This is a genomic window from Paenibacillus sp. J31R98, assembly GCF_056269245.1.
In genome coordinates this window covers 396,645-420,175 of the sequence record NZ_JBWDNO010000003.1, presented here as the reverse complement: position 1 = coordinate 420,175, position 23,531 = coordinate 396,645, and the positions used below count along the sequence as shown (strand labels likewise).

18 protein-coding genes are annotated in these 23,531 nt (G+C 53.6%); 12 read left to right on the top strand and 6 right to left on the bottom strand.

Features of this window, described 5'->3' with window-relative positions; all coding sequences use genetic code 11:
- Nucleotides 1-8: 8 nt before the first annotated feature.
- Entirely contained in the window at nucleotides 9-1,067 is a 1,059-nt protein-coding gene (locus AC0YNX_RS15535; RefSeq protein WP_475816581.1) for a LacI family DNA-binding transcriptional regulator, read from the bottom strand.
- Between the two features lie 191 nt (nucleotides 1,068-1,258).
- On the opposite strand from AC0YNX_RS15535, the gene AC0YNX_RS15530 reads away from it, so the two are divergent.
- A complete protein-coding gene (locus tag AC0YNX_RS15530; RefSeq protein ID WP_475816580.1) occupies nucleotides 1,259-1,798 on the top strand; it encodes a hypothetical protein in 540 nt (179 codons plus the stop codon).
- Nucleotides 1,799-1,843: 45 nt separating this feature from the next.
- On the opposite strand, the gene AC0YNX_RS15525 is transcribed toward AC0YNX_RS15530, so the two are convergent.
- Both AC0YNX_RS15525 and AC0YNX_RS15520 read right to left on the bottom strand, forming a co-directional pair.
- Entirely contained in the window at nucleotides 1,844-2,095 is a 252-nt protein-coding gene (locus tag AC0YNX_RS15525) for a hypothetical protein (RefSeq protein WP_475816579.1), read from the bottom strand.
- Nucleotides 2,096-2,191: 96 nt separating this feature from the next.
- On the bottom strand, nucleotides 2,192-3,313 hold the full coding sequence (locus tag AC0YNX_RS15520; RefSeq protein WP_475816578.1) for a hypothetical protein: 1,122 nt from the start codon (nucleotides 3,311-3,313) through the stop codon (nucleotides 2,192-2,194).
- A gap of 171 nt (nucleotides 3,314-3,484) precedes the next feature.
- Between AC0YNX_RS15520 and AC0YNX_RS15515 the strand changes: the two genes are divergently transcribed.
- Both AC0YNX_RS15515 and AC0YNX_RS15510 read left to right on the top strand, forming a co-directional pair.
- Nucleotides 3,485-4,654: a WD40/YVTN/BNR-like repeat-containing protein gene (locus AC0YNX_RS15515; RefSeq protein ID WP_475816577.1), complete on the top strand. Its 1,170-nt coding sequence runs from the start codon at nucleotides 3,485-3,487 to the stop codon at nucleotides 4,652-4,654.
- A gap of 60 nt (nucleotides 4,655-4,714) precedes the next feature.
- Nucleotides 4,715-5,098, top strand: coding sequence for a VOC family protein (locus AC0YNX_RS15510; protein WP_475816776.1), 384 nt, complete (start codon nucleotides 4,715-4,717; stop codon nucleotides 5,096-5,098).
- Nucleotides 5,099-5,426: 328 nt separating this feature from the next.
- Here AC0YNX_RS15510 and AC0YNX_RS15505 read toward each other — a convergent pair whose 3' ends face one another.
- The gene (locus AC0YNX_RS15505; RefSeq protein WP_475816576.1) at nucleotides 5,427-8,753 is read right to left on the bottom strand and encodes a DEAD/DEAH box helicase; all 3,327 of its coding nucleotides are present in this window, start codon (nucleotides 8,751-8,753) and stop codon (nucleotides 5,427-5,429) included.
- A 97-nt stretch (nucleotides 8,754-8,850) separates the two neighbouring features.
- A complete protein-coding gene (locus AC0YNX_RS15500) occupies nucleotides 8,851-9,702 on the bottom strand; it encodes a helix-turn-helix domain-containing protein (protein ID WP_475816575.1) in 852 nt (283 codons plus the stop codon).
- Between the two features lie 152 nt (nucleotides 9,703-9,854).
- Between AC0YNX_RS15500 and AC0YNX_RS15495 the strand changes: the two genes are divergently transcribed.
- A complete protein-coding gene (locus AC0YNX_RS15495) occupies nucleotides 9,855-11,807 on the top strand; it encodes a beta-L-arabinofuranosidase domain-containing protein (RefSeq protein WP_475816574.1) in 1,953 nt (650 codons plus the stop codon).
- Nucleotides 11,808-11,831: 24 nt separating this feature from the next.
- The gene (locus tag AC0YNX_RS15490) at nucleotides 11,832-12,440 is read left to right on the top strand and encodes a hypothetical protein (protein ID WP_475816573.1); all 609 of its coding nucleotides are present in this window, start codon (nucleotides 11,832-11,834) and stop codon (nucleotides 12,438-12,440) included.
- Between the two features lie 453 nt (nucleotides 12,441-12,893).
- Here AC0YNX_RS15490 and AC0YNX_RS15485 read toward each other — a convergent pair whose 3' ends face one another.
- Nucleotides 12,894-13,355 carry a hypothetical protein gene (locus tag AC0YNX_RS15485; protein ID WP_475816572.1) on the bottom strand — a complete coding sequence of 154 codons (462 nt, stop codon included), beginning with the start codon at nucleotides 13,353-13,355 and terminating at the stop codon, nucleotides 12,894-12,896.
- A gap of 179 nt (nucleotides 13,356-13,534) precedes the next feature.
- Here AC0YNX_RS15485 and AC0YNX_RS15480 point away from each other — a divergent pair, with 179 nt between their 5' ends.
- The 7 genes from AC0YNX_RS15480 (at nucleotide 13,535) to AC0YNX_RS15450 (ending at nucleotide 23,524) form a co-directional block, all read left to right on the top strand.
- Nucleotides 13,535-14,191, top strand: coding sequence for a glycosyltransferase (locus tag AC0YNX_RS15480; RefSeq protein WP_475816571.1), 657 nt, complete (start codon nucleotides 13,535-13,537; stop codon nucleotides 14,189-14,191).
- A gap of 132 nt (nucleotides 14,192-14,323) precedes the next feature.
- Nucleotides 14,324-15,235, top strand: a complete 912-nt coding sequence (locus tag AC0YNX_RS15475) for a GyrI-like domain-containing protein (protein ID WP_475816570.1) — start codon at nucleotides 14,324-14,326, stop codon at nucleotides 15,233-15,235.
- A 244-nt stretch (nucleotides 15,236-15,479) separates the two neighbouring features.
- Nucleotides 15,480-17,237 carry a glycoside hydrolase family 35 protein gene (locus tag AC0YNX_RS15470; RefSeq protein WP_475816569.1) on the top strand — a complete coding sequence of 586 codons (1,758 nt, stop codon included), beginning with the start codon at nucleotides 15,480-15,482 and terminating at the stop codon, nucleotides 17,235-17,237.
- Between the two features lie 51 nt (nucleotides 17,238-17,288).
- A complete protein-coding gene (locus AC0YNX_RS15465) occupies nucleotides 17,289-18,590 on the top strand; it encodes a glycoside hydrolase family 125 protein (protein ID WP_475816775.1) in 1,302 nt (433 codons plus the stop codon).
- A gap of 58 nt (nucleotides 18,591-18,648) precedes the next feature.
- Nucleotides 18,649-20,031 carry an alpha-L-fucosidase gene (locus tag AC0YNX_RS15460; protein WP_475816568.1) on the top strand — a complete coding sequence of 461 codons (1,383 nt, stop codon included), beginning with the start codon at nucleotides 18,649-18,651 and terminating at the stop codon, nucleotides 20,029-20,031.
- A gap of 101 nt (nucleotides 20,032-20,132) precedes the next feature.
- On the top strand, nucleotides 20,133-22,343 hold the full coding sequence (locus AC0YNX_RS15455) for a helix-turn-helix domain-containing protein (protein WP_475816567.1): 2,211 nt from the start codon (nucleotides 20,133-20,135) through the stop codon (nucleotides 22,341-22,343).
- A 275-nt stretch (nucleotides 22,344-22,618) separates the two neighbouring features.
- The gene (locus AC0YNX_RS15450) at nucleotides 22,619-23,524 is read left to right on the top strand and encodes an ABC transporter permease (RefSeq protein WP_475816566.1); all 906 of its coding nucleotides are present in this window, start codon (nucleotides 22,619-22,621) and stop codon (nucleotides 23,522-23,524) included.
- The last annotated feature ends 7 nt before the right edge of the window (nucleotides 23,525-23,531 follow it).

The window sequence follows — 23,531 nt, the reverse complement described above, 5'->3', positions numbered from 1 at the left end:
CTATGAAACTATATACTCGGCCTGGTGCCGCCACCGCAGCTTGCGCGGATGATCAGCTCCGACGGGATAACGATATTTTGCGCGCCGCGGTCCTTCTTGCGGGCGAGCAGCTTATGAAGCAGCTTCGCGCCTTCCTTGCCAATCTCGTACAGGTTGGTTGTCGCCGAAGTAATGCCATACTTCTCCGCCAGCTCGGAATCCTCGAAGCTGACGAGCGCGATATCGCCCGGAATGGACAAGCCTTGCTCGCGGGCGTATTCAATGACGCCGACCGCTTGAATATCGCGTCCGGAGATAATGGCCGTCGGCGGATCTTTCAGCGCCATGAATGCAGCTGCAGCATGGTAGCCGCTTCGTTCCTTCTCATCGCCTATGAACACGTAGTCTTCGCGGAAGCGAATGCCTGCTTCTTCAAGCGCATCGCGATATCCTTCCAGCCGATCCTCGCAGACGAGATACTTCAGCGGGCCCGGACTAATGAAGGCAATGCGGGTATGCCCAAGCTGAAGCATATGCTGCGCATTGCGGAAAGCAATGTCATAATTGTCGACGTCAACGGAGTTCACTTGATTCTTCAGCCCGTTGCTGCCAATAATCACGACGGGAAAATGATGCTCGGACAGCTCTTCAATCACCGATGAATCATGATTCGGCAAACAGATCAGCACGCCGTCCATGGCACGCTCGCGCATAAGCTTGATCAGCTTAGGGGTCTTAGCTTTATGGCCAATATTGTCCCAGGAAATAAGCAGGTTGTAGTCTTTCTGGTCGAGCACCTCGCCGATGCCCTGCAGAAGATGCGAGAAGACGCTGTTCTCAGCGAAGGAGAAGAAGTTCGAAGCGGGATGAGGCGTGAACAAGCAAATATTGTTCGTCTTGCGGGTGACAAGTCCGCGGGCGGCAGAATTCGGCTGATAGTTCAGCCGTTTGATCACTTCGAATATGCGATCCTTCGTTTCCTTCGCGACGGGAGCAGTCCCGTTGAAGGCGAATGAGACGGTCGAGATGGATACGCCGGCTTCCCGCGCAATATCTTTAATCGTGACGCTGCGGCCATCTTTATTCATCGAACGCACCCTCTAAAAACGTTTTATATCGTAAACGTAGCACGACTCCCATTTTCCGTCAATTAACCTAGAGCATATGCGCGAAATATAATAAAAACGTTTTTGTATAGAGAACAGCTTCTCTCTTATCAGTTCGCCGCGGTCAGGGTATACTCGAATGGAATCCATGACTGTTCTAGGGGGTTTAGGCCATGAAGGAGAAGAAGATCACACATGCCATTCCATTCGGCTTCGAGCCTTCGAAGACGGCGGCGGGCAAAGGGACGCTGATCTATTACGATACGTTCGAGCATACATCGGATGCGGAGCTGGACTTCGCGGCACAGCTTACCGGTCAACGGGCTTTTGTCAGACTTGTCCTGTATCCGCTGCATGAGGAAACGGTCAGAAGGATGACCAAGGAGCCGGTTCGTGCGTATCACAAGCGGCTCGATCAGTTGCATGAGTGGAAGCGCGAGCACAGCAGCGGGGGAAACGGCATTGTCATTGAGGGCTTCGAGGGCAAACGAAAGAAGTATACACCCATCGATACCGCACTGCGCCATCTGACACAGACATATCCATCGCCGCATTTTGTATACATGACGCCAGAAACGGCGAATTTGTTCGCATCGTTCGATTCCTTCGAGGAGTGGATCGTGAAGCTGCGGCTGCTGCTGCCGATGGAGCCAAGCACGCTGCATCCGAGACTCGTGGAGTACCGAGGACGCTGGGATGTTGCATCTACATAACGAAATAAAAAACCGACTCGCCCGCAACGGGTAAAGTCGGTTTTGTTATGCTGCGGTCCGGTGAGGCTGGGCAGCGGGCTGACTGTGGCTGTTGCCATCGACGATCGCGCGAAGCTCCTTCAATAGCTCGTTTAGTTCCTGGCGAAGCTCGCTCAGCTCGGCGCTGCATCTTGCTTGCAGCTTATCCAGCTCTTTGGGCGAAAGCCGGTCTTGCTTGATTTGATAAATCAGCTTGTTCGTCATCGTTTCGCTGTCGCACAGACGGTTGGCATATACAATGGCAGGTGTTTGGATCATGATTGCATTTCACACTCCCTTCTCTTAGCTGACCTCAGTGTAACAGCCAAGTATTAACGGGACGTTCGGGAAGTGTGAAACAAGTATTAAATCCCGTTATTTCATTTCGAGCAGGAACCGTGCATCGCCGATTAACATGTAAGTGACGATAGGCGAGGGACCGTCGCTCAGAATGAAGCTGATTCCGTAATCGTAAGGTATGCGGGTAGCCAGGGACGGAAGTTCGTTTAGCAGCTTTAACCCTGTTTCACTCTCCGCAAAAAAGTACGTCCAGAACGAACGGTCGACTGCCGTCGGTTTGCCGTAGAGTCGCTCTAGCACCTTGGAACTGCTCTGCATCGTAATGCCGCGCTTTGTTCGGAAGAGATGAGCGGGGTCTTCCCGCAGCTTGATGCCGACTGCCTTCGTGCCGCGATAAAAGACGGACATACTGTCATACTCATGGACGGGCAGCGATATCGTATAGCTATCGAAGCTTCCGAGCAGCTTGTCCACGTCTTTCATCTCCATGCCGAGCCGGACAGTACGGCCAAGCTCGTCCGTTACGGCAAGATCGTCCCGCACGAATGGCGCTGGCGTTAGCGGGAGCCCTTCGGTGCTGTTTGCCAGTTGGATTTTCCGAGCTATGCTCCGTTGGTAAGATGTCTGGAACATCACTTCCGAGCTAACTTCCCCGAATGCATTCACCGATACAATGACGTCATAAACATCGGAGCGTCCCTCAGCGGCCGCCAACTCCTTCGTTGATCGCAGCTGCTTGAACCGATACGAATTCGCTTGATACCTGTAGATGCGGTCGCTGCCTTGAGTGATAGACGGTTCCCCGAGCACCATCGCTGCTTGCTCCCAGCTCTGACCAGGCTTCACTCGCTTGAGGAGAGCGCCTTCCATACCGGGATCGATCATCGCGGCTCTTCCATCTGCATAGCCGATTGTAACGTCTTCACCGTAGCGGTAATAGTCGCTGCTTAACGTCTTGATGACTTGCGGCTTGCCGAGCCTGAGCTCGACTTCGCTCTTGGTCATGCCAAGCTGCAAACGGGCGACGCGGCCGTTGCCCGGAATGTAAACAGTGAGCGGCGAGTAGTTCAGACTGCCATCTGACGCGGCTTTGAGTAACGGTGCGCCGTAGACTTCAGGTGCTGCTGTGCCGCCGATAGTCCCTATTAGTGCGAGTGCCAGCATGTAGATGGCGGTAAGGCGCAGATTTCGATTCAATTGACACCCCTCCAGTCGGTTAGAAATAACAGATCTAGGAAATTTTATAACAGAACTGAGGCGCTTGACTAGCGGTTATTAGTCCTGCAACTTATGAATCAGCTCCATCGTCGTAAGAAGTAAGAGAGAATCCTGATTAAGGGCAGGGTACTACAAGAACGGGGTGAATGGATGATGAAGAAAGTAATGAACATGCTCACGGCTGCTGCGCTCCTGGCCGGCACGTTAATTAGCGGGTTGGCTGCACCAGCCGGCGCATCGGCGGAATCTGCGGCTGCGGCACCTGTCGGATGCCGGACAGATGACCACGGGCTGAAGCTTGTGGCGATGAAGGATACGGGCAATGCCCATCTGCAAGCGGTTCAATTTCTAGGTGCGAACATCGGGCGTGCGGCTGGGAACGGGTTCATGATCGGTACGTCGGACGGCGGTTGTCACTGGCAGTCGATCTATAATACAGGCAAGCTGAGCTTCAGCCAGATGCAATTCCTGAGCAACTCGGTCGGTTATGTGCTGGCGAAGACGAGCGCGGAGAAGCAGAACACGCTGCTGAAGACGACGAACGGCGGAACGAGCTACACATGGGTGCGAACAGGGCAGTATGGCTTCGACCGCATTCAGTTTCTGAATGAGAATGTCGGCTACGGATTTACGCGCCAATTTACGTTCAAGACGAAGAATGGCGGGAAGAGCTGGACGAAGGTAGCAACGCCGCCGAACACGCGGTATGTCCAGTTCATGACGCAGGATAAAGCGTGGGCGATTATTGTCAAAGCGACCGGAGGCTATGAAGTGATAAAGACGACGGATGGCGGAAAATCGTGGGTCAATTCGCTTGCCGTCAAGTCATCGGTGAATTACGGCGGCGCAATCTACGGAACGGATAGCTCTGATGTGTGGGTCGTGCTGTACGGCGATTCCGGCATGTCGCAGACCTCGTACTCCGTCTTCCATACGACGGATGCAGGCGCGCATTGGAAACAGATGATCTCGAATACGACGGCAGGGGGCGGACCGGCCCCGGGTCCTGCTGTGCCTGTAGGCAAGTTGCCTGGACCGGCGGGTAGACCGACGGATATGGTGGTTATCGGGCACTCGGCAGCCTATATGGTTGCTGGGAGCGGTGCGCTGGATCAGGTTCAGTTCGGCCGTTCCGTTGATGACGGCAAGACATGGAAGAACCTGCCGAGCGGCGTTCCGGGGTATGAAGCGAAGCTGTCCTTCGTCTCACCGGCAAGCGGTTATATGGCCGTGACGAGTTCATCGGGCTCCGGCGTGTATAAAACGATCAATAACGGCACGAAGTGGACGAAGCTGTTCGGGCTGCCTGACGCAAATTAACGTTCACAGCGATGGGTTCGATGTTATAATGGTGGAAAAAAAAGGCGGTGGCAAGTGATTATGCTGCAGCATGAAGGCATCCATCATGTAAGCATCATTGTAACGGATATCGATCGGTCCAAAGCGTTCTATCGCGAGGTGATCGGGCTGGAGGAGATCCAGCGTCCGGCGTTTGATTTTGCAGGCGCGTGGTATGCAATTGGCGCAGGCGGACAGCAGCTGCATCTCATCATGCACGATGGCGAGACGAAGCGTACCGGCGGCATCGACACGCGCGATGGGCATTTTGCGATTCGCGTCGCCGACTTCGACGCCACGATCGATTGGCTGACGAAGTGCGACATTCCGCACAGGTCGAACCGGAACAGCATCACAGGCTTCGCGCAGATATTCATTATGGACCCTGACCATAATGTGATCGAGCTGAATGCGGCGCGGGATTGATGCGAGTGGCCAAGATCCTAGGGTGATCGCGCTAACGCACCGAGAGCACGCGATTCACGCCTGCCTATCGGCCTAACGGAACGTACAACGCTTATTCGCCATTTTTTCTCGGATCTGGCGCGCTAACGGACCACAGAGAAGCTATTGCTCCGATATTGCCCCTAAATGGGCTAATTTGCAGGCAATAAAGGTTCCTGTGATCCGTTACATTCTCAGAGCCGCCGAAAATGTCTGAATAACGCGTCTCCGTACCGTTAGTAAAGACGAGTTGAAAGCTTATAAAAAAAACCGTATCCCCAACGCCAACGGGGATACGGTTTTTTGCGCGTTATGCGGGACCGAGCATGAGCAGCTCGCGGATTTCCGACTCGCTCAAGGCGGACAGCGCCTCCTCGCCAGGCTGGATGACCTCGTTGATGAGGTCCTTCTTGCGCTGCTGGAGCTCGAACATTTTGTCTTCGACGGTGCCTCGGCTGACGAGCCGGATCACCTGCACGACGTTCTTCTGGCCGATCCGGTATGCCCGGTCGGCGGCCTGCTGCTCGACGGCGGGGTTCCACCACAGGTCGTACAGAATGACCGTGTCGGCACCGGTCAGGTTAAGGCCGACGCCGCCGGCTTTGAGCGAGATGAGGAACAGCTCCCGCTCGCCATCGTTGAAGCGGGCGCTTAGCTCGGCGCGTTCAGCTGATGGGGTGCTGCCGTCGAGATAGAAGAACGGCACGCCGCGCTCCGTCAGCTCTCGGCGAATGATGCCGAGCATCTGCGTGAACTGGGAGAAGACGAGCATCCGCTTGCCGGCGCTGCGGCATTCGTCAATCAGCTCAAGCAGCTGCTCGAACTTGGCGGAGCTGCCGTCGTAGTCTTCGACGAACAGCGCGGGGTGACAGCACAATTGGCGCAGACGTGTCAGTCCGGCCAAGATGCGAATCCGATTGCGCTGGAACGTATCTTTGTCCAGATGCTTCAGCGTCTCATGCCGCAGCTTCGCAAGGTACGCGGCATACAGCTTCTTCTGCTCCGGCAGCAGCTCGGCGGCGAGCTGCGTCTCGATCTTCTCCGGCAGCTCCTTCAGCACGTCGGTCTTCAACCTGCGCAGCAGGAAGGGGCGCGCGCGCTTCGCAATCGCCTCGCGCGTCAGCTCTGCGAAGTCCTTCCGCTTCGGGAACAGCCCCGGGCAGACGGCATCGAAGATGCTCCACAGCTCATCAAGCCGATTCTCGATCGGCGTGCCCGTCAGCGCGAAGCGGTAGCGAGCCTCAAGCAGCTTCACGGTCTGCGCCGTCTGTGTCGTATAGTTCTTGAACGCCTGCGCTTCATCGAGAATAAGCGTGTGGAACGATTGTCCCACGTACAGCTCGGCATCCCGGCGCAGCAGCGGGTACGAAGTGATAATGACGTCGGCGTCCGATGCCGCGCCCTTCACGATTCGGCTGCGTTCCGTCTTCGTGCCATCGGCGATGACAGCGCGAAGCTGCGGCGCGAACCGGCGCAGCTCGTGGAGCCAATTGTACGTGACCGAAGCAGGCGCGACGATGATGGCAGGGAGCCGGTGTTCACGGATCTCCGGCAGCTGAGACACGAGGAACGCGATAGCCTGCACGGTTTTGCCAAGGCCCATATCGTCCGCCAGTATGCCGCCAAAATGATAATGCGAGAGCGTGCGCATCCATTGATAACCGTAAACTTGATAGTCCCGCAGCACATTCGCTAAGCTGTCCGGCACGGGGAAGTCTAGATTGTCCGGGCTTCGCAGGTTGTCGAGCAGCCGACGGAACGACTTGTCCATCGTGATTGTCTTGCTGCTTCGATGCTGCTCCATGAGATGCAGACCGCGCAGCATAGGAACGTGAATGCCTGCCGCCATGAGATCCTTCACTGTAAACTTAGCTTCGTTAAATAACCGGATCATTTCTTGCAGCTCGGCGGTTTCGAGCGGCATCAGCGAGCCGTTCGGCAGCCTGTGATAGCGGCGCTTCTCCTCCATCGACTGAAGGAGGCGCTTGATCTCCGTCTCGGGTATGCCGGCGATGTCGAACTCGAATTCGAGCCAGTGTGTCCGCTCATTCATCTTAATGTGTACCTTCGGCGGCGGACCGCCCGTATGAATTCTCGTCCTGACGGCTGAAGTGGCATGCACCGTCAGCAGCTTCTCGAGCTGAGGGACGATATGGTACAGAAACTGATACTCCGTTTCTTCATCCTCCATGAAATATCCGGCTTCCGTCTTCGCGAACCCGGCTTCCTCCATGAGCGTGAGAATACGCCGTTCCCGCTCGCCGTCACGCACGAGAATAAGACCGCCGCGGCGCTGGATATCTGCAGTCGCTTCGAGCGGATTAATGATCAGCTCGCCGTAATGGAATTCGAGCCCTGCCAGCAGCCGATCTCGAATGCGGTCGAGATACAGCCGGGCTTTCAGCGGTCGGTGGGTGACACGGTTCTCGACCGCTTCCGCGATATGAACGCTGCCAAGCTTCAGCAGGCCGGGGACGACGCGCTCCATGAACGGCTCGATTTGTTCAGATCGGATCGCGACATGATCGCGCGCGCCGGACTCCTCGAGCAATTGCTGCAGCTCGAGGAGTCTGCGGCAGCCATCCGGCGGCAGCGGCACAAGCTTACCGCCGTCTGCGATGACAAGGCCGTAGTCCTCCATAATCGTCATTCGATTAAGGCCGTTAACCTCCAGCTGATAGCTGTTATCTAATCCCATGTCCTTGTCGGACGCGTTAGCCTCTTGACCGAGCTTGAACTGCAGGGGTAGCCGCTCCTCTGAGATCGCGAGACCTTCATACTGCGCACCGTTCTGTTCGAACATCACCGAAGGCGCCTTCGTCAGCGCCGGAAGCAGTGCTTCCCAAGCATAGGGCGGGATGAGCAGCATCCGTTCCCCGCTCATCGGACTTGCGTGCATCGTATACGCGCTTGTCGTCTCGCGGTACATGCTTTCCTGGCGATGAATGGCGAGCAATTGCTTCATAACCTCATAATCCGCAGGATGGAAGCTGTGCTGCACCGGATCGTAGGTGAACGCCTTCGATAGCGGATAGGCTTCGCCCCGCTCAATATGCGCGAGGAAGTCGCGAATCTGCTGCACGATCAGCGGGCGATTCAAGCCCGCCTTCATCTCGATGCCGAAGAGCCGCTTCACGCTTCCTTTGCCGTAAGCGAACGGCTTGCAGATGAAGGTCACGTCAAGCAGCGTGCGGGACTCGACGATCGCGCGCGAACCGATAGGCAGCCGCGGCTGCTTGTGCGCGAACAGCCCGAGCAGGCTGGCGGCGAGCTCGCCATCAACGGCTCGCTCGGCTCGCTCCTGCGACGAAGCGGCTCTGCCTTCAGCGCGGCTAGGCGAGCGTCCCGCATGCTGCGCATCGTGCAGCTGGAGCAGCACGGCTGCGATATGAGAGCAGTACTTGTCGTACGAGGATAACGTCGGGCAGCTGCATGCTGCAGCGACATCGCCGTCCTCGTCGATTCGCACGCTTACGTCGAAGCGCTCATGCAGCTTAACGACTGCTTCACAGTGCGACCCGTCCGGTTCATAGCGCGTAATCGCCACTTTGCCGCTGCGAAAGGCGGCTTCGCCTTTCTTATACGAAAGCTGTCCGCACATCGATAGGATTGCGGATAGCGATAATGGATTGCTCACGGGCGCAAATTCCTTTCTTCTCTTCCTTGAAACACATGTGCATTTATTATACCGTCCGCTTGCCAATGTTCGCGAGCGGCGATTAACGGCGGTCTAATTACCGGTACCGCTGGCGAAAAGCTTTCGGGCGCGTCCCCGTATGTTTGCCGAAGCAGCGGACGAAGTACGGAAAGGTGAGAAAGCCGGTCTCCTCGGCAATGGCGCCGATTGGCTCGTTCGTATGAATCAGCAGGTGCTTCGCTTGTTCAATGCGGTAGCGGGTCAAGTATTCGAGCGGCGTGCAGCCGAACGCCTTCTTCATGCACAGCGCAATATAGTTAGCGTGAAAATGCAGCCGTTCCGATAGCTCCTTATAGCTGATCGGTTCCCGGTAATGAAGGCGCAGGAACGCGGCTGCTTCGTCGGCTAACGCCAAATGAGCATCTCGCGCCGCTTCGACGCCTTCCTCCTGCAGCTGGAGCAGCAGGTCTAAGAAGATGCCTTGCTGGCGGAATCGGCTGGATGCCGCTGGCTCACTCTGCAAGGCGATGAGCTGGCGCAGCCAGCTATAAACCGTCTCCGGCGTGCGAAGCTCGCCGATCCGCGGAATATGATAGACGAAAGCTTCGATCTGCATGTACGGTTCCGTGCTGGCCGGCGACGGGAAGGGCACTTGTTCGTTCACTTCGCTCCAGCTGCCAAACGTCTGAAAGTGCAGCCAATAGAAATGCGTTTCTTCCGTGCACGGGATCGGCGAGCGGTGGAAGCGATCCGGACGAAGAAAAGCATAATGACCGGCAGGGATGGTGAGCGACAGTCCTTCTTCCTCCATGTATAGACAGCCCTTCGTGACAATGAGCAGGTCGAATACGCCAATGCTGGAACGTTCGGCATGCCTGACTCCTGGGGGATAGCTATCTTCCCCGCAAGTAATATGGTGAGGCATAGGCGGAGAGGTGAATCGGAACATTGATGATAGCTCCTTCACGGGTTGTATTGCTTTTATAATAAGTGATTTTGACGTATTGTTCTAGATCACATCCTGCTTCTTAATGTTGTAATTGGACAATTACTTGTTGTGTTCGGGTATCGGCTGTCTGCTAGCCTCCATGCTATATTCGGATGGAAGGATTACAGATTTCGATGAGCAAAGGGAGACATACGACAATGGAATCGACGATGAGGAAGCTAATTGATACCGCGTTCCAGGCACTGCCGCTTGGTGCGATTAAACCGGCAGGCTGGCTGCAGAATCAGCTCCGCATTCAAGCTGACGGACTGACAGGCCATCTTGAGGAGCATTGGGGCGACGTCGGACCTGACAACGGCTGGATCGGCGGAAGCGGCGAGAGCTGGGAGCGCGGTCCATACTATCTGGACGGGATGCTGCCGCTTGCTTACTTGCTAGAGGATGAGAAGCTGATTGCCAAGGCAAAGCGCTGGATAGAATGGTCGCTTGCGAGCCAGAGGGAAGACGGCTCCTTCGGACCTGTTGGCACGATTCAGTCGGTTAATCAAGATATAAACAAGAAGCATGACTGGTGGCATTACATGATCATGCTGAAGGTGATGACGCAGTACAAGGAAGCGACGAACGATCCGCGTGTCGTGCCGTTCTTGACCAAGTTCTTCGGCTATGTCCACGGGAAGATCGAAGCGATGCCGCTTGAAGGCTGGGCGAAGGCGCGCGGGGCTGAGATGCTGCTGTGCATTCAGTGGCTATTCCGGGAAACAGGTGAAGCATGGCTGCTCGAGCTGGCGGACATTATCGCAGAGCAGACGAATGATTGGACGGATATTTTTCACGACTTCCCGTATTGGCGCAAGGTCGAAGAATGGGACTGGACGACGCATGTCGTCAACGTGGCGATGGGCATTAAGACGCCGGGTATCCGATATGAGCTGAGCGGCGCAGAAGTGGAGCGTGCTGCTGTGCATCGCGGCATCGACAGTTTAATGACGTATCACGGGCAAGCACATGGCATGTTCTCCGGAGACGAGTGGCTGTCCGGCACGCATCCAAGCCAAGGCGTCGAGCTATGCGCCGTCGTTGAATATATGTACTCCATGGAGAATCTGACGCGCGTGTTCGGCGAAGGACGGTTCGGGGACATTCTCGAAAAGGTTGCGTTCAACGCGCTGCCTGCGACGATCTCGAAAGATTGGTGCGCGCATCAGTACGACCAGCAAGTGAATCAGATTGTCTGCAACGTAGCTCCGCGCAACTGGAGCAACGGTGATGAAGCGAATCTGTTCGGTCTTGAGCCGAACTTCGGCTGTTGCACGGCGAACATGCATCAAGGCTGGCCGAAGCTGGCTTCGCATCTGTGGATGAGCGACAACCGCGGCGGTCTGGCGGCTGTGTCATATGCGCCATGCACGGTGCAGGCTCCGGTCGGCAACGGAGCTTCCGCTACGATAACCGTCGGCGGCGAATATCCGTTCCGCGACACGGTTACGATTGATGTGGCGCTCGATTGCCAGAGCGCAGCCTTCGCGATCTCGCTGCGTATCCCGGCGTGGTGCGATACGCCAAGCTTGACGATTAACGGAGTTAAGCAAGAGCTTAATGTCGTTAACGGCTATTCGCGCGTGGAGCGGGAGTGGGTAAGCGGCGAGGAGCTTGTGTTGACGCTGCCGATGGAGGTTCGCACGGTATCTCGCAATCTGTATGCGATTAGCGTCGAGCGTGGACCGCTCGTGTACGCGCTGCCGATTCAGGAGAACTGGCAGCTGCTGACGAAGCGGGAGAAGTTCCACGATTGGGAAGTCTACCCGGGTACGCCTTGGAAATACGGCCTCTTGGCAGATAACAAGTATGAAGTGAGCCTGTCCGATGTTCCGTACCAGCCGTTCGATGCGGAACATGCGCCGGTTCGCCTCAAGGCGACGGGGCAGCTGGTCCGCGAGTGGAAGATGGAGGGCAACAATGCAGGTACGCCGCCGATCTATCCGAAGACGGCGAATCAAGAGTTCGCCGAACTGACGCTCGTGCCGTATGGCAGCGCGCGCCTGCGCATCGGCGAGTTCCCGCTCATCGGCGAGCGGGAGAAGGCTTGGAAGAAGCACATATAATCGCATGATTCAAGGCGGTGGAATATGTCTATTATTTTTCTTTCGGTTGATTTACAGAACGACTTCGGGGCGGTTGGCGGCGCCATGTATCAACCGCGACCATGCGTGCCATTCATCCAGAACACCTTGCTACCTTTTGTACGCGACCAAGAATGCTCCATTGTTGAGATTATCTCTGACTATCGTATAAGCCAAGATGTTGAGGGGAATTCCGCCTGCTGCATTCCAGGAAAGTGGGGCTTCGAATCCATCATCCCCTCCGACATGAAACACCAGTCTGTGTGGGTGAAATCCGAGCCGTCGCCAGCTTGGATTCGTGAAGGTGGCGGTAAAGCGGATTCCGTTCCGGGTGTTCCTTTTGCCTCGCCGGCTGGCTTCAGTCAATGGTTGCTCGATACAATCGGACCGCCAAGCTCTGATCTGGAGATCGTTGTGATTGGGCTGGTGCTCGAAGTCTGCGTTCTAAGCACGCTTCAAGAACTCAAGTACCGTGGTTATCGAGCAAAGGTGTTATTCGAAGGAGTAGACACGTATTCCGGAAGTTTGGAACAGAAACAGGTGCTATTCGAAACTCTCTTCCCGTATTGGGCTGAGCCAATATATTGGGAAGAGATGCAGAGAATGAACGACTAGAGAACAAACCACAAATAAACCGCCCATCGGGGCGGTTTATTTGTGGTTGCCCTAAAAAGCTTCGACATTCTGAGAATGCTAAATCTGCATTCTCAAAGCCGCAATCGGCAGCTGAGCTGCATCCCCGTCTGAGGCGCAATCGGTCGATTTCATAGCTGAGAGTTCGAAAATTGCACTCTCAGAGCAAAAATCAGCCGATTTCATTGCTGAGAGTTCGAAAATTGCACTCTCAGCCTCGCCAAGCTGTCAGTATGGGCAACATCCCCGTCTGAGAGATCGAAAATTGCACTCTCAGAGTGAAAATCGGTCGATTTCATAGCTGAGAGATCGAAAATTGTACTCTCAGCTTCGCACGCTACCGATCCCTATCTGAGATCCTCATCGAGAAAGTCGCCTGTACACTAACAGTTGTCACGAAAGCCAGTCGCTACAGATAAACGGTAACCGTGTTTTCTACTTGCAAACATGTCTCCGTTTCAGCCGCACAAGCCCGTGCTGCAGCACATTGTTGCCGGTTTGCGGCGTTAGAGTCGGCTGCTCGCCAAGGCCGGTTACGTTAAGGATGACGTTCCGGTTCACGCTGCGGCGGCTGATGCGAACCTCGTATTTGAACTGCACATTCGAGACGTCGGCATAGACGAAGTTCGACGTGCCGGGAGCAAGTGATACGAGGCAGGTGGTCGTATTGCAAGGCGATAGCGTAAGCGGGACGGGCAGTCCGCTGGACCAGTCTATGACTTGCACCCTCATCTCTCTCGCGATCGTTGTGCCGAGGTTGACCAGATCGATCAGGGCGAAATTCGTTCCCGGATTGCGCCGGAGAATGCCTGTGGAGAATACAGCTCGCACCGGTTTCCTTTTGCAGCCTGCACAGCCTTTGGTCATCTTGCTTACGCTAGTTGTCGCTCTTGCCATATGAATCTACCAGCCTCCCTTAATAGCGGCATGCTGCCGCACACTCGTACTATTACATGCGGTGGGGAGCAGTTTGGCACGGGTTAATTGCCTCTTCATGCATGAAATGAGTGGAAACGTCCACAATATAAGGGGCTTTCCATTACTGACGGTTCAAACAAAGGAGAAGAACGACAACTATGCGAAATCGTTGCATCAAAGTGATACTGCTCTGCCTGGCGTTAACCTTATGTCTGGCTCCGGCTGGTGTACAAGCAAGGACGCTCGACCACTCTCACGGTCACAATAATTGCTGGACGCAGTCGATGTGGCAGCTTAAGGACAACTTGAGAAGACTGTGGACAGATCACGCGATCTACACGCAATCCTACATTGTCAGCGCAACTTCGAATTTACCTGACAAAGACAAGGTGCTTGAGCGTCTGCTCCGCAACCAGCAGGACATTGGCAACGCGATCAAGCCTTATTACGGCGAGGCTGCCGGGGACAAGCTGGCAGCGCTGCTGCGGGAGCATATTCAGCTAGCGGGACAAATCACAGGCGCAGCCATTAGCGGCAATCAAGCGGACTTGGCGAAGTTCAATAAGGAGTGGTACCGGAATGCCGATGATATCGCCAAATTCTTGAGCGGTGCGAATCCGAACCTTTCCTACAACGACTTGAAGTCGATGTTAGACCGCCATCTGGAATTTGTAGCTGCGCTGCTAACCGCACGGCTGACGAAGAATTGGGATGCTCAGATCAAGGCGTTCGACGATGGACTGACACATCTCTATATGCTGTCGGATACGCTGGCAAGCGGAATTATCAAGCAGTTCCCAGACAAGTTTAAGTAGCTAATCGATTTAGAAGAGCCGCCGGCTAGGAATAGCCGACGGTTTTTTTTATTTATGGCAAGAAACATCAAGAACTAGCGGACCTTCGTACGGTACAATGAAGCTAGCAATTGAGGGGAGTCACATGTTTCCATGAGAGAGGATTACTTGAAGCAGATTCAAATGACCATTGATTACGTGGAAGCGCATATCGCGGAGGAGCTATCACTTTCGCATCTTGCCCGAATCGCGATGCTGTCCGACTTTCATTTTCATCGCGTCTTTCTGTCGATGGCTGGCGAGACGGTAATGGATTATGTGCGCAAACGGCGTCTGGCGAAATCAGCCTATCAAGTAGCCCACACGGATGCAAGACTGCTCGACATTGCGCTCGCACACGGGTTTCAGAATCATGAAACGTTCACGCGCGCATTCAAGCGGATGTTTGATCTAACGCCTGCGGATTATCGCAAACAAGGGATCAAGCCTACCGCTTATTCGAGGCTGAACGTCCTGCAAGGCAAATTTAATCCTTATTTGGGAGGCATTCGAATGGATTACCGTTTAGTGACGAAACCTGCTTTCAAAGTCATTGGCTTCGAGCTTCATACATCCACGCGCGATGGCGAGAACCAACGTCAAATTCCGGCGTTCTGGACAGATTATTTGAACAGCGGAAGGGGCAGCCGGATTCCGAATCGCATTCATAAGGACAGCCGGGTAGAACTCGGACTCTGCTATGACTTCGATATGGAGTCGAACAAGTTCAAATATATGATTGGCATGGAAGTGGATACATTCGAAGGAGCCAATGACAGCGAGTTGGTTTGCCGTGAATTCGGTGCTGCCGAATATGCCGTGTTCACGACGCCGCTCGTGACTCCGGACCAGTTCTCCAACTCGATTCAGAGCACTTGGGGTGCAATCTTCAGCGAGTGGTTCCCGCATTCAGGCTACGAGCATGCAGGCACAACGGAGTTCGAGCTGTACGATTCGCGCAGCAATTCAAACCCCGGCGGCTTGCAGATGGATATCTATGTTCCGGTGAAACGTAAAGAAGCGTAAGCGTAATGGTAAGGGTCAAAGCATCAGATCCGCGCCGAGAAGAGAGGACATGCGTGCTGCCTTAGGCGGTACGCTTTTTTTTATGCGCTTTTCTTTTTTCGCCTGAATCCGCACTTTGCGAAAATTGTGGAGTAGCAGAGCCGCTTACTGGGGGAAAAAGGGTAACTGCTAGAAAAAATCCCGTTGAGCTGCGCTTTTTTCGCGTATATTCTTGTCTACATATCGTAGGAAGGGAGCGAGCAGATTGCATTCATTTTCAATAGAAAAATCTGGTTTCGTTTACGATGGCGAGCCTGTAAAGCTGCTCTCCGGGGCGATGCATTATTTTCGAACCGTGCCGGCCTATTGGCGGGATCGGTTGCTCAAGCTGAAGGCTTGCGGACTGAATACGGTGGAGACATACATCCCCTGGAACATTCATGAGCCGAAGGAAGGCGAATTTCATTTCGAGGGTATGGCTGACGCTGTCGCCTTTGTGGAGCTCGCAGGCAGTCTGGGGCTTCATGTCATCGTTCGGCCAAGTCCATATATCTGTGCAGAGTGGGAATTCGGCGGTTTGCCGGCATGGCTGCTGGCAAATCCTTATATACAGCTGAGATGCAGCCACCCGGCGTTTCTCGCCAAGGTAGATGCGTATTACGATGAGCTGATTCCGCGGCTTAAGCCGCTCTTGTGCACGAACGGCGGTCCGATTATCGCCGTGCAGGTTGAGAATGAATACGGCAGCTATGGCAATGATGCGAAGTACTTGGAGCATCTGAAGGACGGACTCATTAAGCGCGGCATCAATGTGCCTCTATTCACTTCTGACGGCCCGACCGATGCGCTGCTGCAAGGCGGGTCTGTGCCTGGCGTGCTGTCGACCGTCAATTTCGGCTCGGGTCCTGCGTCCGCATTCGCTAAGCTGAGAGAATATCAGCCGGACGGACCGCTCATGTGCATGGAGTTCTGGAACGGCTGGTTCGACCATTGGGGCAAACCCCATCATACGCGAGGCGCGCTCGATGCGGCTGAAGTGCTGGATGACATGCTGAAGCTAGGAGCTTCCGTTAACTTCTATATGTTCCACGGCGGCACGAACTTTGGCTTCTATAACGGGGCGAACTGCCAGGAGCCGGATCGTTACGAGCCGACCATTACGAGCTACGATTATGATGCGATGCTTGATGAGACAGGCGATCCGACGGATAAATATTTTGCAGCGCGGCAAGTGATTGCCCGTTACTTCCCTTTAGGGGAGCTGGAGCTGCCTCCGCCCCTGCCGAAGCAAGCCTACGGCCAAGTCAAGTTAACAGAACAAGCAAATTTGTTCGAGCAATTGCATGTGTTGTCAGCGCCGATGCAATCCGTTACGCCGCTTCCGATGGAAAGATTGGGCCAGCAACACGGCTTTATTCTCTATTCCACGCGGATTTCTGGACCACGTCCGGCAGAGCAGCTCTTTTTGCATGATGTGAGAGACAGAGCGCTTGTTTTCTTGGATGGCGTTTATCAAGGCATTATCGAACGCGCTCCGGTTCCGCAATCTTTGACGATTGGCGTGCCTGAAGGCGGGGCGAGGCTTGACATTCTAGTAGAAAATATGGGAAGAATCAACTATGGTCCTTTCCTGAAAGATCATAAAGGCATTACGGAAGGGGTAAGGCTCGGCTTCCAATTCCTGTTCGATTGGACGATCCGGCCGCTGCCGCTTGAGGATTTGTCGCAACTCTCCTTTGCAAGAAGAAGCTCCGAAGATGTAACGGGGCCGAAATTTTACAAGGGGACGCTGCATGTGGAGGGCGCTCCGGCTGATACGTTCCTCGACATGCAAGGCTGGACGAAGGGCGTTGTCTTCCTGAACGGTTTCAACCTCGGTCGTTACTGGAACAGAGGACCCCAGCGTACTTTATACGTGCCTGCGCCGCTGCTTCGCGAGGGCGACAATGAACTTGTTATTTTTGAACTGCACGGAACAGAGCAAGATGTGATTTGGTGTACGGACTCGCCGATTCTAGGGTAGCCTCCCGACTGGATCCGGATTCAACAAATCTAAGAAACGAAGGTGTTTACATTGCAATTGACTACATCCATTCAAGACGTGCTGGCAAAAGCAGAAAAAGAGCTTGCGCCGTATCCGAAGCTTGCACATATGTTCAAGCAGTGCTTCCCAAATACGCTCGAGACGACAACGCGGCTGAAGGAAGACGGTTCGACTTTCGTTATTACAGGTGATATCCCGGCGATGTGGCTGCGGGATTCCAGCGCTCAGGTTCGTCCTTACATTCAGCTGGCAACCGAGGATGAAGAACTCGGCAACATCATTGAAGGGCTGCTCAAGCGGCAGTTCACCAGCATCCTGATGGACCCTTATGCCAATGCGTTCAATGAAGAAGCAAACAACAACCGCTGGGAAGACGATATTACCGAGCTGCCGGAGCCGAATCCATGGGTTTGGGAGCGCAAATATGAGATCGATTCGCTCTGCTACCCGATCCAGATTGCGTATCTGTTCTGGAAGCAGACCGGCCGTACTGCCGCGTTTGATGCCACTTTCCGTGAGGCAGCGCAGCGAATCGTTGAGCTGTGGCGCGTGGAACAACATCATATGGAGAAGTCCCCGTATCGCTTCACTCGCACATCGGGCCCGGTGAGCGACACGATCCACAATAACGGTATGGGTGAACCCGTTTCCTATACAGGCATGACTTGGTCCGGCTTCCGGCCGAGCGACGATGCATGCGCATACGGCTACTTGGTGCCAGCGAATATGTTCGCAAGCGTTGTGCTCGGCTACTTGGCGGAGATCGCAGTAGATGTGCTGTCTGATGACAAGCTGAAGAGTGACGCACTGGCGCTGAAAGCGGATATCGACAAAGGGATCGAAACCTACGGCATCTACAAGCATCCGGTCTACGGCGATATCTACGCATATGAGACAGACGGCCGCGGCAATTACACGCTTATGGATGATGCGAATGTGCCAAGCTTGCTATCCATCCCATACCTGGGCTACACGGCGAAGGAAGATCCGATCTATCAGAACACGCGCCGGTTTATTTTGAGCCCGGACAACCCGTATTATTACGAAGGCCGTATTGCCCGGGGAATTGGAAGCCCGCATACGCCGCCGCGTTATATTTGGCATATCAGTCTCGTGATGCAGGCGCTGACATCGACGGATGAAGAGGAAGTTGCCGAGTTGGTACGGCTGCTTATTGCAACGGACGGAGAAACCGGCTTCATGCATGAAGGATTCGATGTGGATGATCCGACCCAGTTTACAAGATCGTGGTTCGCATGGGCGAATACGCTGTTCGGCGAGTTGATCTTGAAGCTGATGCAAGAGAACAAGCTGCATAAGATACTGGCCTAACGGGCTAAGTACTTTGATGCTAATATAATTTGCTTAACTTATCGAGGAGGCTAACTAGATGAGCGAGACCGTACATGAAGTTGAAAATGGCGTGCATAATTACAGCAGTGAAGAGGAGTGGGTGAAGCCGGATAATCCAGTAACATTGGAGCGGCTGGAATGGTTCCAAGACCAGAAGCTTGCCTTGATGATGCACTGGGGACCATACTCCCAGATTGGCATGGTAGAATCGTGGATTCTTAGCGATGACGATGGCGATTGGTCTAGGCACGATGTGGATTGGACGACGGATTACGAGCAGATGAAGCGGGAATATTTCGACTTGAACAAGACGTTCAACCCGTTCCGCTTCGAGCCGGAGAAATGGGCGGAAGCAGCCGCGGATGCCGGCTTCAAATATCTGATCTTCACCACGAAGCATCACGACGGCTTCTGCATGTGGGACACGAAGACGACCGAATACCGGATTACCGGCAAGGATACGCCTTTCCACGCGCACAAGAACGCCGATGTCGTAGGGAAAGTCTTCGATGCGTTCCGTGATAAAGGAATCGCAATTGCGTCCTACTTCTCGAAGGCGGACTGGCACACGCCGTATTATTGGGCACCGGGCATGGAGCGAGGCAACCATACATGGCGCGGGCCTTCCTATAGTCCGGAGGAGAATCCGGAGCTGTGGGAGAAATTCGTCCAGTTCACGCATGAGCAGATCAACGAATTGCTGACGCGCTATGGCCGGATTGATGTGCTGTGGCTAGATGCTGGCTGGGTTCGTGAAGGCGGCAAGGTCAGCCAGGATATTCGCTTGGGTGAAGTTGTCGAGCGCGCGAGAAAGACGACGCAGCCATGGCTGTTGTCGGCTGACCGTACGGTTGGCGGCGCGTACGAGAACTATGTGACCCCGGAGCAGACGATTCCGACTCGTCCTTTGAACGTGCCATGGGAGAGCTGCATTACAATCGGCACCTCGTTCTCGTTCAAATTCGAGGACAAGTACAAGACAGCTCGTCAGCTTGTGCACATTCTGATGGAAGTTGTCGCGAAGGGCGGTAACCTTGCGCTTAATGTTGGACCGCAACCGGACGGACGCTTGCCGGCAGGGGCGCTTAAGAGCATGAAGGACCTTGGCGAATGGATGAAAGTTTACGGCGAAGCGGTATATGGCACACGGATTTGCGCGCCATATTATACCGGTCAATGCGCGTTCACGCGCAAAGGCGACACGGTATACTGCACGTATCTATACGCGAGCGAGAATGCGGAGCTGAAAGCAGAGATCCGTCTTCCATACAGCGAGCCAATCACAGGTATCGAGCTGCTTGCATCGGATGAGCCGATTAGCTACTCGCAAGACAGCGAAGGCGTTACGATTCAGCTTCCGGCAAGCGAGATTCAAGGCAAAGCGCCGATTGCGCACGTGTTCCGAATTTCGACAAAATAAACAACAAGCTGGATTTACATGGCATTCATTCGACAAATCATGTAAAATAATTGTCTTAGACGACCAAAACACGGGAAAAGATAAAGGAGGAGTGGAGTCACATGAACAGCAGCTGGTTCCGCAAATTGCTTCTCTCTTATCTTCCCGTGTTTTTTGTCGTGGTCACGATTCTGTTCTTCGTCTTCTTCCAATCGCTCAATGAACAGAACCGCAAAGAAGCGATTAGAGCTAATGAGTTTCTGACGCAGCAGGTTGTTCTGTTTACAGATAATTCGCTGAAGACGTTGAACTATCAAGTGCTGCGCGACACGCTTACAGCCGATGAGATTCGGCTCTTCTTCGCTACGAATAACAACGATGTATATCGCAATATCGAAGCGACGAAGATCGTGGACGATTGGAAGCTCAATAATTCGATCATCGATTCGGTCTATTTAATCCGGTTAAGAGATAACTTCGTTCTCGGCAGCGGCTCGGGAGAAGCTGCTGAATTCGAGGATCAGCCATTCATTCAGACGTACATCAGTAAGAAGGCGACGGCCGGCAAATGGACGGGGAAGCGAAGCTTCCGTCCGTATGAGTCAGAGAAGCCGACGGATGTCATTACGCTGGTGCAAGGCTATCCGCATTTCTCAACGACCAAATTAGGATATATTGTCGTCAATGTCAGCTTATCCAAGCTGCAGAAGTCGATTACGCCGATGTATAATCCGAAGCTTACCTATGTGCGAGTTACCGATGAACAAGGCGCCACGCTAATGACAGACTCTGGGGCGGTTGGTGCGAAGAGCGTCTTATCTCACTATATATCCCCTTATACGGGCTGGGTCGTGAAGAGTGGACCATCTGGGAAGGCACTGGCCAACGTCGCACTTAATTTTTATAACATCTGGGTCATGATTGCCTTTGGGGCGGTTCTGCTTGGCGTTCTCTGGGTTGTTCATGTTACCCGCCGCAATTATAAACCGATTAGCCAGCTTGTCTCGCTCATTCGGACCAGCGCTTTAATCAATCCGTATAATGGGCAGCCCGGCCGCAATGAGTTCGGCTTTATTCAAGGTGCACTGGAGCAGCTGCTGGAAGAGACATCGAAGTCGATGCAGCAGAACCAAGAGGCTATTATTCTTCGCAAGAAGCATCGGTTTCAAGAAGCGGCCCTCGGGCTTGTCCCGATTCGTGAATCGGAGTGGATGGCGGATCTGCTTGCCTTGCAGGTGAGTCCGGCTGGTACGCACGCATTCGTGCTTGTTATCGAGATTGATCGCTATCACCAGTTTACCGAAGCCTATCACCATCAAGATCAATCCATACTGAAGTTCGTCTTATCCAGCGTGACCGGGGAAATGGCAGGTCTTCGGGATGCGACGACTTGGGCGGAATGGGTAACGGACCGTAAGTTATCCGCCATTATTTGGGTACCGGATGACGCTGACGGCGAAGAGCTGAGCGGGGAGATTGGGGAACAAATCGTGCAGTGGGTACAGAGCAATCTAAGCTTCACGGTTACGATTGGCGTTCACGGCATGGCTGCGAGTTTGGAAGAAATCCGCCGCTCCCATGAGATCGCCGGCAACCTGCTTCAGTACAAGGCTGTACTTGGCACGGGGAGGCTGCTTCGTCCGGCACAGCTGGAAGGCTCCGAGCTTCGCGTGCATGATTATTTCGGAACGATTCATGCGTTATCGCAGTCGATCCGGCTCTCAGACGGGGCATGGCAGAAGCACATCGAAGAACTGTTCAACCAGATCCAAGATTCGATCTCATCGCGGAAGGAAATCGAGAGCTTCCTGCAATTTCTCCACCAGCAGTTGAACCGGGTATTCCTCGAGCTGTCCAAAGATTATCGCAGCGTGTGGAAAGACACCGGAGCGGAGCTGCTCGAACTCGGACGAAACTGGGAGACGTTAGAGGAGATAAGAGAAGGTTTCCTACGCATCTTCGAAGAGATGGCAAGCAAGCTGCAGTCATTGAAGGATTCACAGCGGACGCGTGCCGTCATTAGTGATATTCGGGCTTTTATTGAAGAGAACTATCATAATCCAGAGCTGTCGCTCGATTACTTAAGCGATCAATTTAATATTCATGCCAAGAACATCAGCAAGCTGTTCAAGGAAGAGTACGGCTACAACTTCGTTGATTTTCTAATTGGGCTGCGAATGGACAAGGCGAAGCAACTGCTGCTCACGACGGAACGATCGCTGCAGGAAATAAGCACAGAGGTCGGCTACTTCAACTACAATTCCTTTAATCGCGCATTCAAGAACATCGCAGGCGTTTCGCCAAGCGATTATCGCAAACAGCAGACAAGCTAGCATCGATCGGACTACACATATTTCTACTTCGAACCTTGGGAACATGCCAGCAACAGCAGGCATTCCCAAGGTTTTTTTGTTGCTTTAGCGTATTCGGAGAAAAACTCGTGCTGTAGAAAAAAGAGGAGTACACATCTTTCGGGTCCCACAAAGCTTGATTTGACGCCATTTGCGAAAATCGTGGATTTACGGAATCTTACGAATTGCTGCTATTCCAATGGACGGGCTAGAATCGAGCTACACAAGAACGAAACTGACAGAAGGGGGTTATGCCGATGGTTCAGACATGGACCCGAGTAAAGCAAAGCTGGGAGCTATATCTCCTCGTCCTGCTTCCGGTGCTTTATCTTATTATTTTCAAATATATCCCGATGTTCGGGGTAATCATCGCGTTCAAAGATTTTAACGTCATTAAAGGCATCATGGGCAGCCCGTGGGTAGGCTTCAAGCATTTCGAGAATTTGTTCCACTCACCGAACTTCCCACTGCTCATTAAGAACACGCTGCTCATCAGCTTCTATTCCTTACTAGCAGGCTTCCCGGTACCGATTCTGCTGGCGCTCGCACTGAATGAAGTGCGAACAGGCTTCTTCAAGAGATCGGTCCAAATGATTACCTACGCACCGCACTTTATTTCGACAGTAGTAATGGTATCCATCATCATCTTAATGCTTTCGCCGCATGTTGGCGTCGTGGATCGTCTCTTTAGTTTCTTTGGCTTCGAGAATGTCAACTTCTTGGGTGAGCCTGCGCTATTCAAGTCCATCTATGTCTGGTCCGGCGTATGGCAGGAGATGGGGTATGCGTCCATCATTTATATCGCAGCGCTCTCAAGCGTCGATCCATCGCTCTATGAAGCAGCACGTATAGATGGTGCCTCCAGATTCAAGAAGATCATCCATATCGATCTACCGACATTGATTCCAATTACCGTTACGCTGCTCATCTTAAGCCTTGGTAACGTGATGGCGGTCGGATTCGAGAAAATCTATTTGATGCAAAATCCGCTTAACATGAGCACTTCCGAGGTTATTTCCACTTATGTGTACAAGGTGGGTCTGCTCGGGGCGAACTTCAGCTTCTCCTCTGCTGTCGGTTTGTTCAACTCGGTCATCAACTTGATTTTGCTCGTCATTGTCAATGCAATTGCGCGTAGAGTTTCGGAAAACAGTTTGTGGTAGAAAGGCG

Coding starts and splice junctions, on each gene's coding strand:
- AC0YNX_RS15485 (WP_475816572.1), bottom strand. CDS start 13,355: ATGGCAAGAGCGACAACTAGCGTAAGCAAGATGACCAAAGGCTGTGCA.
- AC0YNX_RS15455 (WP_475816567.1), top strand. CDS start 20,133: ATGAACAGCAGCTGGTTCCGCAAATTGCTTCTCTCTTATCTTCCCGTG.
- AC0YNX_RS15460 (WP_475816568.1), top strand. CDS start 18,649: ATGAGCGAGACCGTACATGAAGTTGAAAATGGCGTGCATAATTACAGC.
- AC0YNX_RS15490 (WP_475816573.1), top strand. CDS start 11,832: ATGTCTATTATTTTTCTTTCGGTTGATTTACAGAACGACTTCGGGGCG.
- AC0YNX_RS15475 (WP_475816570.1), top strand. CDS start 14,324: ATGAGAGAGGATTACTTGAAGCAGATTCAAATGACCATTGATTACGTG.
- AC0YNX_RS15525 (WP_475816579.1), bottom strand. CDS start 2,095: ATGATCCAAACACCTGCCATTGTATATGCCAACCGTCTGTGCGACAGC.
- AC0YNX_RS15530 (WP_475816580.1), top strand. CDS start 1,259: ATGAAGGAGAAGAAGATCACACATGCCATTCCATTCGGCTTCGAGCCT.
- AC0YNX_RS15495 (WP_475816574.1), top strand. CDS start 9,855: ATGGAAGGATTACAGATTTCGATGAGCAAAGGGAGACATACGACAATG.
- AC0YNX_RS15515 (WP_475816577.1), top strand. CDS start 3,485: ATGATGAAGAAAGTAATGAACATGCTCACGGCTGCTGCGCTCCTGGCC.
- AC0YNX_RS15535 (WP_475816581.1), bottom strand. CDS start 1,067: ATGAATAAAGATGGCCGCAGCGTCACGATTAAAGATATTGCGCGGGAA.
- AC0YNX_RS15480 (WP_475816571.1), top strand. CDS start 13,535: ATGCGAAATCGTTGCATCAAAGTGATACTGCTCTGCCTGGCGTTAACC.
- AC0YNX_RS15450 (WP_475816566.1), top strand. CDS start 22,619: ATGGTTCAGACATGGACCCGAGTAAAGCAAAGCTGGGAGCTATATCTC.
- AC0YNX_RS15510 (WP_475816776.1), top strand. CDS start 4,715: ATGCTGCAGCATGAAGGCATCCATCATGTAAGCATCATTGTAACGGAT.
- AC0YNX_RS15500 (WP_475816575.1), bottom strand. CDS start 9,702: ATGTTCCGATTCACCTCTCCGCCTATGCCTCACCATATTACTTGCGGG.